This is a genomic window from Yimella sp. RIT 621, from assembly GCF_004146205.1.
Taxonomy (GTDB): Bacteria; Actinomycetota; Actinomycetes; order Actinomycetales; family Dermatophilaceae; genus Yimella; species Yimella lutea.
The window spans coordinates 107,127-120,923 of sequence record NZ_SEIP01000010.1 but is presented as its reverse complement, the minus strand read 5'-3'; the positions used below and the strand labels follow the sequence as shown (position 1 = coordinate 120,923).

The window sequence follows — 13,797 nt, the reverse complement described above, 5'->3', positions numbered from 1 at the left end:
CTGCGGACTACTCGCGCCCCGAACAGGACGTCAGGCCCATCGCGGTCTTGGCCGTCAGTACCCGTTTCACCGACGCGTTCAGCGTCGCCCGGAAAACAGGGTCCTTCGCGGCTTCGGCGGTCAGTGCCCTCGCCATGAGCGGCGCCGCGGACGCGAGTCCGGTGAGCGCCACATCGCCGCCCGCGCGCACCATCTTGACCACGCGTTCACCGGCCGGAAGATCACGTACCGCAACGGCATTCAGGTCATCGCTCATTACGACTCCCCCGAAGCCGAGCTGTCTGCGCAACACGCCGTCGATGATCTTCGGCGAGTAGATCGCCTGGTTCTCGGCGTCCATCCTCGAGTAGTAGGCCGACGACACCATGACGAACGGGGCACCGGCGGCAATCCCGTCGCGGAAGGGGCGCAGGTATTCGTCGTCAGCCGAGGTCTGGTCGTCGACGATGCCGTCGGCGGTGAAGTCCGTGTTGCCGGTGATCCGACCGAGGCCGGGGAAGTGTTTCAGCGTGCTCTGCAAGCCGCCCGCCTGCATCGTCCGCACCACCTCGGCGACAGCGGAGCCGGCCTTCGCGGGGTTGTTCCCGTATTGGCGACCCCAGCGTCCGATCGGTTCGTTGGAGCGCGGGTTCGCCGGCGGCACGGTGTCGGCGACCGGGGCGAGGTCGACGTTGACGCCCACCGCCTTCAGTTCGCGGACGATCGTTCGTGCGACGGCGGCTCGGTCCGCAGACGACATCGCGCCCTGGCGCAGCGCCGACGGGAGCGCAGAGAAGCCGTCACCCTTCAACTGCTGAACCTGGCCGCCCTCCTGGTCGGCGGCGATCAAAAACCCGACACTCTTCGTCGACGACGAATTCACTTGTGCTTGAACGTGATCGGAGGTGCTTCTCACTCGAGAGGTCGCGCGCCAGCCGCCGATGAAGAACATGTTGCCGATGTGATGGTCCTTGATCATCGTGTCGAGTGACTCGGCGGACATGCTCGCGTCCAGCCCGACCATCACCAGTTGGCCGGCGCGCTGTGCCGGCGACATGGATAGCAGCAGGCCGTCCACGCAGGATGCACCCGGTGACGTCGGCGACGAAGGCTTCGGCGTCGGTTCGACCGAGGACGTGCCGGACGCAAGAGAGGTCGTGGGTGTCACCGGGGCGGATCCCGGCGACGTCGTCCCGGCGGACGGGCCGCCGGGGTCGCCGCTGCACGCCGATAGGGCGAGAGCGCTGACGGTGAGGACGGAGACGGTTCTGATCATCGCGCTCAGGCTACGGGCGAGGGTCCGGTTCGTCGGAATCGTCCGGCTCGAGCACGAGGACGATCTGGGATTGCGCCAACCTGGTCACCAGGAGGAGGGCACTCGCGTCGCCCTTGAGCTTGAGGTCGCGTACGAAGCGGGCATCGTCGAACCTCACACCGCGCTTCTTCACCGTGACTCGCCCGATGTCGTTGGAACGCAACCATGCTCGTAGGTTCTTGATGTTGAACGGCACCGCCTCCCGGACGCGGTAGCGCCGGGCGTACGGAACATCGACACGCACGTCACCGGTGACGTGGCCGAGGCCGGAGGCCAGTTCGGTGCCGTCCACTGCGTCGGCGAGCGCGCCGGTCGCCCCGGCACGCACGACCGCCCGGTCGGCTTCGTAGAGGAAGGCTGCCAGGCCGTCGACGCTGTCGGTCTCTGCAGCGATGTGCTCGCTGCGAATCACGACGTCGTCCGTTGCAGTGAGGACGCGAGCCGTGAACCGCGAGTCGTCGGCGACAGGGCCGAACCAGACGCAGCACTCCAGCACCTCGCCACCGAGGGAGGTCCACTGCGCCGACGCTCCGTCGGGGAGTGCCGAGCGTGGGAAGGAAGGACTGAGCTTGGCGCCCACCGCTCGTCCGGAGGCCCCCAGAGCGGTGACGAAATTCCAGGACGGCAGGAGATCCTCCAGCCGGAAGGTGCGCCTGGTCCGGCCGGTGATGTCGGCAACGCCCGAGGTGCGCCGCGCCGGATCGAGCCAGACACCCACGTGTGAGGGGACGTCGACGGTCGTGACGTCCTCGACCGACACCGTCGTACCGCCGGGCAGGTTCGCGCGTGCGATCGCCGCGGTCGCAGGGTCCAGGTCGAATGCGTGCACGGCAAGTCCGGCGCGAGCGAATGCCCGTGCGTCCGAGCCGATTCCGCAACCGAGGTCGTACACGTGGTTCACGCCCGCGGCTGCGAAGCGGGCCGCGTGCCCGTCGGCGATGCGCGGACGGGTGGCCTGCTCGAGTCCGTCGGGAGTGAAGAACAGCCGCGCGGCGTCGGGTCCGAACTTCTCCACCGCCCTGTGTCGCAGCGCCGACTGTGTGAGCACGGCACTGACGAGTTCGGGATCGTGGCCCAGTGCGCGCAGTCGCGTCGTCAACGCCATCACCGAAGCAGGGTCGTACGACGGCAGCGAGTCGAGCAGCGAACGGCCGTCGTCCGAGAGGATTCGCTCGACGAGAGAGGCATCCATCAGGACGGCGTCCAGGTGGAGGACTTGCTGGAGAAGGCCTCGCGGCGCTCCGCCGGCGAGAGCGCGGCCAGCGCGTCCTCCACCTGCGGCGAGAACCCGCTGACCACCGGGGGAGAGCCGAGCGGAATGTGAGTGTGCACCAGCCCGTGCGGATGTATGTCGACCAGGTCGAAGCCTTGACGCCCGTCGACCCCGACCAGCGCTCCGTTCGGCGCCCCGCCGTCCAGGGAGTAGCAGGACGCGGCCGCCACCGAGACCGGGATGCCCGCGAACGTGCCGTGACAGCTGTGGTGCAGGTGCCCGGCCAGGATCGCCCGGACATCGCTGCCACGCAGCACCGATGCGAAGGCGTCCTGGTTGTCGAGGCCGATGACATTCATCAGGTCGACAGCCGAGACCAGTGGCGGGTGATGCAGCGCGAGCAAGGTGCCGTGCTGGCTGGGCGTACTCAGCCGGTCTGCCAGCCAGGCGATCTGGTCGTCGTCGATCGCACCGTGGTGGTAGCCGGTCACCGTGCTGTCCAGCGCGATCACCCGAAGACCGCGCAGGTCGTACACGCGATCCTGCGGCTCGTCGTCCACCGCGAGATCGAAGAGCCCGCGGGCGTACGGCGCACGTTCGTCGTGGTTGCCCATCACCCAGACGACCGTGCAGGACAACTCCTTCGCGGCGGGCTCGACGATCTCGCGCAGTGCGCGATATGCGTCCGGTTCGCCGAGGTCGGCGAGGTCGCCGGTGAACACCATCGCGTCGATGGACCGACCGGTGCGAACCACTTGGTCCAGGCTGCGGCGCAGGTTGTCGATCACGTCGATCACCCCGTGCAGCCGGCGCCCGTCCGCGAGCAGGTGCGGGTCGCTCAGATGGGCGATGGTGTGGGTCGGCTCGGGTCCGAATCGCATGTCCCCATCCTGCCCGCCCGAACGGAATGAAGAGTGTCGGACGGCAGTTAGCACTCGACGTATGCGAGTGCTAGATTCGCCAGTGGCACTCAGCCTGTGACAGTGCCGGCTCCGCAAAGGCTCAGGTCGACCCCCGCGACGGCGACCGGAGCACGGGAACCGGTGAGTCACAGGGCAAACTTCCGCCGCACGACGCGGTGGGTACAACGTAGAAAGGATCCGCTGTGGTGAACATCAAGCCGCTCGAGGACCGCATCGTGGTCAAGGCCGTCGAGGCCGAGCAGACCACCGCTTCCGGTCTGGTCATCCCGGACACCGCCAAGGAGAAGCCCCAGGAGGGCGAGGTCGTCGCTGTCGGCCCCGGCCGCTTCAACGAGGATGGTGACGAGCGCGTCCCCATGGACATCAAGGTCGGCGACAAGGTCATCTACTCCAAGTACGGCGGCACCGAGGTGAAGTACGGCGGCCAGGAGCTGCTGATCCTCTCGGCGCGCGACGTGCTCGCCATCGTCGAGCGCTGATCGGCCTCACGAGCATTCAAGGCGCCCCGGCTCGCCGCCCTCTGCGGGCCGCGATCCGGGGCGTCGCACATTCCCCGGTCCACCCAAGACCTCTCGAAAGAGATTGAAAGACAAGGACTTCCATCACCATGGCAAAGACCCTGGAGTTCAACGACGACGCGCGCAAGTCGCTCGAGCGCGGTGTTGACGCACTCGCCAACGCCGTCAAGGTGACGCTCGGCCCCAAGGGCCGCAACGTCGTCATCGACAAGAAGTGGGGCGCCCCGACCATCACCAACGACGGCGTCACCATCGCCCGTGAGGTCGAGCTGGACGACCCCTACGAGAACCTCGGCGCGCAGCTCGCCAAGGAGGTCGCCACCAAGACCAACGACATCGCCGGTGACGGCACCACCACCGCGACCGTCCTCGCCCAGGCGATGGTCAAGGAAGGTCTGCGCAACGTGGCCGCCGGCGCCTCGCCGTCCGGTCTGAAGCGCGGCATGGACAAGGCCGTCGAGGCCGTCAACGACCAGTTGCTGTCCAATGCCCGCGAGGTCGACGGCAAGGAAGAGATCGCTCAGGTCGCATCCCTGTCCGCGCAGGACACCACGATCGGTGGCCTCATCGCCGACGCGTTCGACAAGGTCGGCAAGGACGGTGTCATCACGGTCGAGGAGTCCTCGACGGCGGTGACCGAGCTCGACTTCACCGAGGGCATGCAGTTCGACAAGGGCTACATCTCGCCCTACTTCGTGACCGATCCGGAGCGGATGGAGGCCGTCCTCGAGGACGCCTACATCCTGATCAACCAGGGCAAGATCTCGGCGATCGCCGACGTCCTGCCGGTGCTGGAGAAGGTCGTCCAGTCGGGCAAGCCGCTGGTGATCATCGCCGAGGACATCGACGGCGAAGCGCTGTCGACCCTGGTGGTCAACAAGATCCGCGGCACCTTCAACGTCGTCGCGGTCAAGGCCCCCGGTTTCGGTGACCGTCGCAAGGCGATGTTGCAGGACATGGCCATCCTCACCGGTGGTCAGGTCATCGCCGAGGAGGTCGGCCTCAAGCTCGACCAGGCTGACCTGGACGTGCTGGGCCAGGCCCGCCGCGTCGTGGTCACCAAGGACTCCACCACGATCATCGACGGCCAGGGCGACACCGCCGACGTCGACGGTCGCGTGAAGGAGCTGAAGGCCGAGATCGAGCGCACCGACTCCGACTGGGACCGCGAGAAGCTCCAGGAGCGTCTCGCCAAGCTGGCCGGCGGCGTCTGCGTCATCAAGGTCGGCGCCCACACCGAGGTGGAACTGAAGGAGAAGAAGCACCGCATCGAGGACGCGATCTCCGCCACCCGTGCGGCGATCGAGGAGGGCATCGTCGCCGGTGGTGGCTCGGCGCTCATCCACGCCGTCTCGGCGCTCGACTCCCTGCAGCTCGAGGGCGACGAGGCCACGGGCGCGAACATCGTCCGCAAGGCGGCCGCCGAGCCGCTGCGCTGGATCGCCGAGAACGCGGGACTCGAGGGTTATGTCGCGGTGTCGAAGGTCGGTGAGCAGCCGCTGGGCAGCGGCCTCAACGCCGCCACCGGCGAGTACGGCGACCTGATCAAGGCCGGCGTCATCGACCCGGTCAAGGTCACCCGCTCCGCTCTGCGGAATGCGGCGTCGATCGCGTCGATGGTGCTCACCACCGACTCGCTCGTCGTGGAGAAGCCGGAAGAGGAAGAGCCCGCAGCGGCCGCAGGCCACGGACACGCGCACTGAGGCGGTCCATCCAGGTAAGCGCCCCGGTTCCTCACGGACCGGGGCGCTTCGCATTCCGGCATCGGCAGATCGACTGGCATTTGACCAGCACGGCAGGTGGATGCCTACTCTGGTGGGTGCGCCCCTCGGTCATCTGTCCAGGAGTTCGGCCGGGACGGGGTTCAGGAACCGACGACGAGGACTCGGGGAAGGCAGGATGAGCGGATCGCCAAACGCTGCCCACCGACCTGTAACAAACTGGGCCGCTCGCACGATGTCCCCATCGGAAGCGCAGATTCCCCTGCGGGACCTGGCTGCTGAGGCTCGTGCAGGAAGCGATGTTGCGGCGGCCGCTTTGATGGCAGGCGTCCACGAGATCGCGTTGCGCTACGCCCGAGCCCGGCTCGGCCGTTTCTCCGCGACCTCGGACGCCGCGGCAGACGTTGCTCAGGAGGTGTGTGTGGCCGTGTTGACCGCGCTGCCTCGATACGTCGACCAAGGCGCCCCGTTCGAGGCATTCGTCTATCGCATCGCTTCCCACAAGGTGGCCGACGCCCAGCGCGGCGTGCTGCGTGGTGCAGTGCCCAGCGATGATCTTCCCGAGCAGACCGACGCGCGACTGACCCCCGAGGAGCACGCGCTCGAGGCCGACCGATCGGCGCAGGTGCATGCCTACCTCGACCAGTTGAACGAACAACAGCGCGAGATCCTCACGCTTCGGGTTGCCGTGGGCATGTCTGCCGAAGAAACCGCCGCCGCCCTTGACATGACTCCCGGCGCCGTCCGCGTCGCGCAGCACCGTGCGCTTGCCCGTCTGCGCAAGATCATGACCGACACGAAGGATCAGCAGTGACGCCGCGCCTGGACGACATCCGTCGCGACGACGAGTGGCTGGACGCCCTCGGCGGTCGTCGAGGTGCGGAGGCGTCGAACGACGAAGCGATCGCGCTTCTCTCGGAGTGGGTCGAGGCGATCGATCACCTCCCCAGCAGGCCGGAACCGGTCGTCGGCCGTTACTCGCGCCATGGGCTCCTTCGCGGACGTCGCGGCACGGGCCCCAACCTGAGTCGTGTCGCGTCGGTCTCCGGTATTGCGGTTGCGGCCCTGTCGGTGAGTTCGGTGTCTGCTGCGGTCACCGGCACCTCGGTTCCGGTGTTCCGTGAACTCGGCACGGTCACCCGCGGACTCGTCGGCGCCGACCACTTGCCCCGCAAGGTCGAGGCGACCGGCGTACCTGCCGAATCATCTTCCAGCACAACACAGTCGGACGCCAGGTCCGACGACCGCGCCCACGAGCACTCCGGTACGACGACGCAGACGCAGTCGGCAACGAGCGATGACCCGACCTCGGTACCGCGAGCCCCCAGTACGCAGTGGGTCTGGACCGGCACGCAGTGGAAGCAGTCCACGACTTCGGTAGGTTCGACGAGTCAGCAACGTCCGACGTCCACGCGCGGGACGCGTCCGGTGCTGCCTCCCACCGGCACTTCCGTTCCGACGTCGACCAGCGTCCCGACCTCCACTTCGACGCCGTCGTCCACATCGTCGTCCACCTCGACGTCCACCTCGACGTCCACCTCGACGTCCACCTCGACGTCCACCTCGACGTCCACCGCGACCAGCAGTCCGACGACCTCGGGTCCGTCGACGACGAAGTCGACGAAGACCACCAAGACGACGCGTCCGACCTCTACGTCCACCGCGACAAGCACGCCCACGTCGACGGCAACGAGCACGCCGACGTCCACGTCAACCGACGGTCGGCGCGGGCGCCCGACCGCGCGTCCCACACTTCCGACGCCGCCGCAGCCGTCTCCGCGTGCCCGTACCGCGACCGCGAGCGAGAGTTCCGTCGTGACCGCGGACCAGGCCTCGGAGTCGTTGGCGAACGAGACCTTCACCGCCACCAGTCAGTGACCACCCTCGTCGCGTCGGCTCCCTCGGCTTCGTAGACTTGCACAATGACGTCTGCTGAGCCGACTGTGAGCGATGTTCCTGCGATCTTCGGCCAACTGGGCCTGACCTACGACGACGTGCTGTTGTTGCCGGGGGAGACCGATGTGATCCCCTCCGAGGTCGACACCACCTCCCGCCTCACCCGCGATCTGAAACTGCGCATGCCGCTGATCTCGGCGGCGATGGACACCGTGACCGAGTCGCGGATGGCGATCGCGATGGCGCGCCAGGGCGGCATCGGTGTGCTGCACCGCAATTTGTCGATCGAGGACCAGGCCGAGCAGGTCGATCTGGTCAAGCGCACCCAGACCGGGATCATCTCCAACCCGGTCACGATCGGTCCCGACGCCACGCTCGAGGAACTCGACCAGATCTGTGGTCGCTACCGCGTCTCCGGTCTTCCGGTCGTCGACCCAGACAACACGCTGATCGGCATCATCACCAACCGCGACCTGCGGTTCACCCCGCTCGCGGAGTGGGCGACCGCCAAGGTGCACGAGATGATGACGCCGATGCCGCTGGTCACGGGACCGGTCGGCATCACCCGCGAGGACGCCACCTTGTTGCTGCGTCAGCACAAGCGGGAGCGTCTGCCGCTGATCGACGACGAGGGCAAACTCGTCGGCCTGATCACCGTGAAGGACTTCGTGAAGTCCGAGCAGTTCCCCGACGCCTCCAAGGACGACCAGGGACGGCTGCTGGTGGCCGCCGCCGTCGGCTACTTCGGTGACGCCTGGGAGCGCGCGACCCGTCTGGTCGAGGCCGGTGTCGATGTGCTCGTGCCCGATGTCGCGAACGGTCACGCCAGCCTGATGCTCGACATGATCCGCAAGCTGAAGTCCGACCCGGCCACCAAACACGTTCAGATCATCGGCGGCAACGTGGCCACCCGCGCCGGAGCGCAGGCACTCGTCGACGCCGGTGTCGACGCGGTGAAGGTCGGCGTCGGGCCGGGTTCGATCTGCACCACGCGCGTGGTCGCCGGTGTCGGCGTACCGCAGGTGACCGCGATCTACGAGGCGTCGCTGGCCTGCAAGCCGGCGGGTGTGCCGGTGATCGGTGACGGTGGTCTGCAATACTCCGGCGACATTGCCAAAGCATTGGTCGCGGGCGCGTCCTCGGTCATGATCGGCTCGCTCATCGCCGGTTGTGAGGAGTCGCCCGGCGAGGTGATCCTGCTGAACGGCAAGCAGTTCAAGACCTACCGCGGCATGGGATCGCTCGGCGCGATGGCCTCGCGCGGCAAGAAGTCGTTCTCCAAGGACCGTTACTTCCAGGCCGATGTCGCCTCCGACGACGAGCTCGTGCCCGAGGGCATCGAGGGTCGCGTTCCGTACCGCGGACCGCTCGGGTCGGTGGTCCACCAGCTCGTCGGTGGTCTGCACCAGTCGATGTTCTACGTCGGCGCGAACACCATTCCGGAACTGCAGGAGAAGGGGCGCTTCGTGCGCATCACCTCGGCCGGTCTCAAGGAATCGCACCCGCACGACGTGCAGGGCATCGTCGAGGCACCGAACTACGCCGGACGCTGACTACGCCCGTAGTCCAGGAAACCGGTCGCCACTGCGGCCGCTTCCCGCAGCGTCTGTGTCCTTGGCGCACCGATAGGCTCGCCGGGTGACTGAGATCGAGATCGGACGTGGCAAGCGCGGGCGTCGCGCGTACTCCTTCGACGACATCGCGGTGGTGCCCTCGCGTCGGACCCGCGACCCGCGCGAGGTGAACGTCGGCTGGCAGATCGACGCCTATCACTTCGACCTGCCGGTCATGGCCGCGCCGATGGACTCTGTGATGTCGCCCGACTCCGCCATCGCGTTCGGCAAGCTCGGCGGCCTGCCGGTGCTCGACCTCGAAGGTCTGTGGACCCGGTATGAGTCACCCGAACCGTTGCTCGCCGAGATCGCTGCGCTCGAGCCGGCCCACGCGACCGCCCGGATGCGCGAGATTTATGAAGAGCCGATCCGCGAGGACCTCATCCGGCTGCGGCTGAAGCAGATTCGCGACTCCGGCTGCACCGTCGCCGGCGCGTTGTCGCCGCAGCGCACCCAGGAGTTCTGGAAGGCCGTCGTCGACGCCGGCGTCGATCTGTTCGTCATTCGCGGCACCACAGTCTCGGCCGAGCACGTCTCGGGTCGGTCCGAGCCGCTGAACCTCAAGCGATTCATCTACGAACTCGACGTGCCGGTGATCGTCGGTGGGGTCGCCACCTACACGGCATCGCTGCACCTGATGCGTACCGGTGCGGCCGGCGTCCTGGTCGGCTTCGGTGGCGGAGCAGCACACACCACCCGGCAGACGCTCGGAATCCAGGTGCCGCTGGCGTCCGCCGTGGCCGACGTCGCCGCCGCTCGTCGCGACTACATGGACGAGACCGGCGGCCGCTACGTCCACGTCATCGCCGACGGGGGCATGGGCACCAGCGGCGACATCGTCAAGGCCATCGCCTGCGGTGCGGACGCGGTGATGCTCGGCGCCGCCCTGGCGCGAGCCACCGAGGCACCGGGACGCGGTTTCCACTGGGGCTCCGAGGCGCACCACTCCGAACTGCCGCGTGGCGAGCGGGTCGAGGTCGGCTCGGTGGGATCACTCGAGGAGATCCTCGTCGGCCCTGGTCTCGGCGCCGACGGCACGACCAATGTCATCGGTGCGCTGAAGCGCGCGATGGCCACGACGGGCTACCTCGAACTCAAGGAATTCCAGCGGGTCGAGGTCATCGTCGCCCCGCATCAGAAGAGCTGACCATCCCGGCGAAGGTCAGCAGATCCGCCCGGTTGACGTCGGATTCCTTCGGACTTTCGGTGTTCGTTGGCCGGGTCTCTGCGTTGGGGTGACGTTGGCGGCGATGCGTTCTACTGTGGAGTAATGACCGACCTGCTGAACTCCACGCACGACTCGACGCACCCCTCCGGGCAGGATCCGGCGGTTCGGGAGCAGAGCCGTCCGCCGCACGTCATCGCACCTGGCCTGGCTGCCCGCCTCGCGCGTCGGGTGCTGACCTCCCCGGGAGCCGCGACGTTCGACTGCGTCACGCCGATGACAGGTGGGGTCTTGGGCACGATCCCGCAGAGTTCGGTGGACGACGTAGACATCGCCTACCGCACCGCGCGGTCGGTGCAGCCGCGGTGGGCAGCGGTGTCGGTGAAACAGCGGGCCAGGTTCCTGCTGGAATTGCACGACCTCGTCCTGGACAACCAAGCCGAGTTGCTCGACTTGATCCAGCTCGAGTCGGGAAAATCGCGCCGACACGCGTTCGACGAGGTGCTGGACGTGGCGGGTGTGAGCCGGCACTACGCGCGCAAGGGCCCGTCGTACCTGGCCACCAAGCGTCGTCTCGGCGCACTGCCGATGCTCACCCAAGCTCGCGAACTGCGCCACCCCAAGGGCGTCGTCGGTGTCGTCGCGCCCTGGAACTACCCGCTGTCGATGTCGATCACCGACGTCCTGCCGGCACTGCTGGCGGGCAACGCGGTCGTCCTGCGTCCGGACAACAAGAGTGCGCTGACCGCGCTGAGTGCGGTGGAACTCATCGACCGCGCCGGCCTGCCGGAGGGGCTCCTGCAGGTCGTCCTCGGTGACGGCCCGACCATCGGTAACGCGGTGTTGGAGCGCGCCGACTACGTCATGTTCACCGGCTCGACGGCGACCGGTCGCAAGGTCGCCGCGGCCGCCGGCGAACGGTTGGTGGGTGCGTCCCTCGAACTGGGTGGCAAGAACCCGATGTACATCGCGCAGGACGCGAACCTCGAACTCGCCGCCGAATGCGCAGTGCGCGCGATGTTCTCCTCGGCCGGTCAGCTGTGCATCTCGGTGGAGCGGCTCATCCTGCACGAGGAGATCGCCGACGACTTCCTCGCGGTGTTCGTGCCCATGGTGGCGGACATGAAGCTCGGGCCGCAGCTGGAGTGGGGCACCGACATGGGTTCGTTGATCTCCGCCGAGCAGCTCGAGCGGGTCAGCGCGCACGTCGACGATGCGGTCGCGGCAGGAGCGAAGGTGCTCACCGGTGGCAAGGCGCGCCCAGATCTCGGTCCGTACTTCTACGAACCGACCGTGCTCGACGGCGTCACCGAGGAGATGGACGTCTGCCGCACGGAGACGTTCGGTCCGGTCGTCTCGGTGTACCGGGTCGCCGACGACGCCGCCGCAGTCGCGAAGGCCAACGATTCCGAGTACGGACTCAACGCGTCGGTGTGGACGCGGGACACGGCGCGCGGTCGCCGTATTGCGAATCAGATCCGTTGCGGCACAGTCAATGTCAACGAGGGCTATGTCGCGGCCTGGGGGAGCAACGGCGCGCCGATGGGTGGCATGAAGCAGTCCGGTATCGGTCGCCGGCACGGCGCCGAGGGCATCCAGAAGTACACCGAGAGCCAGAACGTCACCGTGCAGCACGGTCCGGGATTCGTGATTCCGAAGGGCATGTCGGAGAAGGCGTGGGCCCGGATGATGACCTCCGGCCTGAAGGTGATGAAGAAGGCGGGTCTGTCATGAGCGTCGAGGAGCACCTGCACGACTACGACGTCGTGGTGGTGGGATCGGGGTTCGGCGGGTCGGTCGCCGCGTTACGCCTGGCCGAGAAGGGCTACGCCGTCCACGTCTTCGAGGCCGGCCGCCGGTTCGAGGACGACGAGTTCGCCAAGACCTCGTGGGACGCGCGCCGTTACCTGTGGGCGCCTGCGCTGAAGTGCTTCGGTGTCCAGCGGATCCACAAACTGCCTGACGTGATGATCCTGGCCGGGGCCGGAGTGGGCGGTGGGTCGCTCAACTACGCGAACACGCTGTACAAGCCCACGGCTCCGTTCTTCAAGGACGCGCAGTGGGCGAACATCACCGACTGGGACGAGGAACTCTCCCCGCACTACGAGACGGCGAAACGGATGCTCGGCGTCGTCGAGGAGAACCCGTGCGACGGCCCGGTGGAGCAACTGATGCGGGACGTCGCAAGCGACCTCGGGGTCGCCGACTCCTTCCGCAAGACGCCGGTCGGGGTGTTCTTCGGTGAGTCGGGAAAGACCGTCGACGACCCCTATTTCGGCGGTGAGGGGCCTGCGCGCACCGGATGCACCGAGTGCGGCAACTGCATGGTCGGCTGTCGCGTCGGCGCGAAGAACACCTTGATGAAGAACTACATCGCGCTGGCCGAACGGCGCGGCGTCGAGTTCGAGGCGTTGCGGACCGTCGTCGATCTGGAAGCGTTGCCCGAGGGTGGTTTTCGGGTCACCACCGAGCGGTCCGGCGCGTGGCTGTCCAAGGATCGTCGCAGCGTGACCGCGGAACAGGTCGTCCTGGCCGCCGGCACCTGGGGTACCCAGACACTGCTGCACGGGTTGAAGGCATCGGGACGTCTGCCGCAGCTGTCCGAGTGCCTCGGTCTGCTCACTCGCACCAACTCCGAAGCCCTCGGCGGCGCGGCGACCGCGAAGGTCCCCGCAGACATGGACCTGTCCAAGGGCGTCGCGATCACCACCTCGTTCCACGTCGACGACACCACCCACGTCGAGAACGTCCGTTACGGCGCGGGTTCGAACGCGATGGGTCTGCTCACCTCATTGCTGGTGAACGGCGACAACGGACCGCTGGGAAAGGCCAAGGACTTTGCCGGGCAGTTCGCCAAGCAGCCGATGTCGGCGCTTCGCATCGCAGCCGGACCGAGGTGGTCGGAGCGCACCATCATCGCGCTGGTCATGCAGACGATCGACAATTCGATCACGGTCTCCGCACGGCGCCGCTTCGGCAAGGTTCGACTGACCAGCCGCCAGGGTCACGGCCAGCCCAACCCGAAGTGGATTCCGCAGGGGCACAAGGCGATTCGCGCCATGGCTGATCGACTGCAGGTGGTCGCCAAGGAGAAGGCGCTCCCCGGCGGCACGTGGGGCGAGATCTTCGGCATCCCGCTGACCGCCCACTTCCTGGGCGGGGTCGTGATCTCCGATTCACCGGAGCGCGGCGTCCTCGACCCCTACCACCGCGTCTGGGGACACCCTGATCTGCACGTCGTCGACGGCTCAGCCATCTCGGCCAACCTGGGTGTGAACCCCTCGCTGACGATCACCGCCCAGGCCGAACGGGCGATGGCCTGCTGGCCGGCGATGGGAGAGCGGGACGAGCGTCCGGCGCAGGGCGAGCCCTATCGTCGCCTCGACGTGCCTGCCGCTCGAGTCCCCGGCGTCGACCTCGGTCTGCCGACCACCCGTCCCGCCTGACTACAGGT

At 67.5% G+C, this 13,797-nt stretch carries 11 protein-coding genes; 7 read left to right on the top strand and 4 right to left on the bottom strand.

Annotated elements, in window-relative coordinates:
- Positions 1-7: 7 nt before the first annotated feature.
- Genes EU513_RS11095 through EU513_RS11085 form a run of 3 tightly spaced genes read right to left on the bottom strand, consistent with a single transcriptional unit; the run spans position 8 to position 3,388 of the window.
- A complete protein-coding gene (locus tag EU513_RS11095; protein WP_129625959.1) occupies positions 8-1,255 on the bottom strand; it encodes a glycoside hydrolase family 3 N-terminal domain-containing protein in 1,248 nt (415 codons plus the stop codon).
- 10 nt (positions 1,256-1,265) lie between these two features.
- On the bottom strand, positions 1,266-2,486 hold the full coding sequence (locus EU513_RS11090) for a methyltransferase domain-containing protein (protein WP_129625958.1): 1,221 nt from the start codon (positions 2,484-2,486) through the stop codon (positions 1,266-1,268).
- On the bottom strand, positions 2,486-3,388 hold the full coding sequence (locus EU513_RS11085; protein ID WP_129625957.1) for a metallophosphoesterase: 903 nt from the start codon (positions 3,386-3,388) through the stop codon (positions 2,486-2,488). Before EU513_RS11085 ends, EU513_RS11090 begins: the two co-directional genes overlap by 1 nt.
- A gap of 227 nt (positions 3,389-3,615) precedes the next feature.
- Here EU513_RS11085 and groES point away from each other — a divergent pair, with 227 nt between their 5' ends.
- From groES to shbA, 3 genes are all read left to right on the top strand, one after another.
- A complete protein-coding gene (groES, locus tag EU513_RS11080; RefSeq protein ID WP_205744757.1) occupies positions 3,616-3,909 on the top strand; it encodes a co-chaperone GroES in 294 nt (97 codons plus the stop codon).
- 128 nt (positions 3,910-4,037) lie between these two features.
- Positions 4,038-5,651: a chaperonin GroEL gene (gene groL / locus EU513_RS11075; protein WP_129625955.1), complete on the top strand. Its 1,614-nt coding sequence runs from the start codon at positions 4,038-4,040 to the stop codon at positions 5,649-5,651.
- 253 nt (positions 5,652-5,904) lie between these two features.
- The gene (gene shbA, locus EU513_RS11070; protein WP_239701175.1) at positions 5,905-6,483 is read left to right on the top strand and encodes an RNA polymerase sigma factor ShbA; all 579 of its coding nucleotides are present in this window, start codon (positions 5,905-5,907) and stop codon (positions 6,481-6,483) included.
- Between the two features lie 577 nt (positions 6,484-7,060).
- Here shbA and EU513_RS11065 read toward each other — a convergent pair.
- A complete protein-coding gene (locus EU513_RS11065; RefSeq protein ID WP_129625953.1) occupies positions 7,061-7,537 on the bottom strand; it encodes a hypothetical protein in 477 nt (158 codons plus the stop codon).
- A 54-nt stretch (positions 7,538-7,591) separates the two neighbouring features.
- On the opposite strand from EU513_RS11065, the gene guaB reads away from it, so the two are divergent.
- The 4 genes from guaB (at position 7,592) to EU513_RS11045 (ending at position 13,789) form a co-directional block, all read left to right on the top strand.
- Complete coding sequence (guaB, locus tag EU513_RS11060) at positions 7,592-9,118, top strand: IMP dehydrogenase (protein ID WP_129625952.1); 1,527 nt, start codon at positions 7,592-7,594, stop codon at positions 9,116-9,118.
- 85 nt (positions 9,119-9,203) lie between these two features.
- Entirely contained in the window at positions 9,204-10,325 is a 1,122-nt protein-coding gene (locus EU513_RS11055; RefSeq protein WP_129625951.1) for a GuaB3 family IMP dehydrogenase-related protein, read from the top strand.
- A 123-nt stretch (positions 10,326-10,448) separates the two neighbouring features.
- Entirely contained in the window at positions 10,449-12,077 is a 1,629-nt protein-coding gene (locus tag EU513_RS11050) for a succinic semialdehyde dehydrogenase (RefSeq protein ID WP_129625950.1), read from the top strand.
- A complete protein-coding gene (locus tag EU513_RS11045; protein ID WP_129625949.1) occupies positions 12,074-13,789 on the top strand; it encodes a GMC oxidoreductase in 1,716 nt (571 codons plus the stop codon). Before EU513_RS11050 ends, EU513_RS11045 begins: the two co-directional genes overlap by 4 nt.
- Positions 13,790-13,797 lie beyond the last annotated feature (8 nt).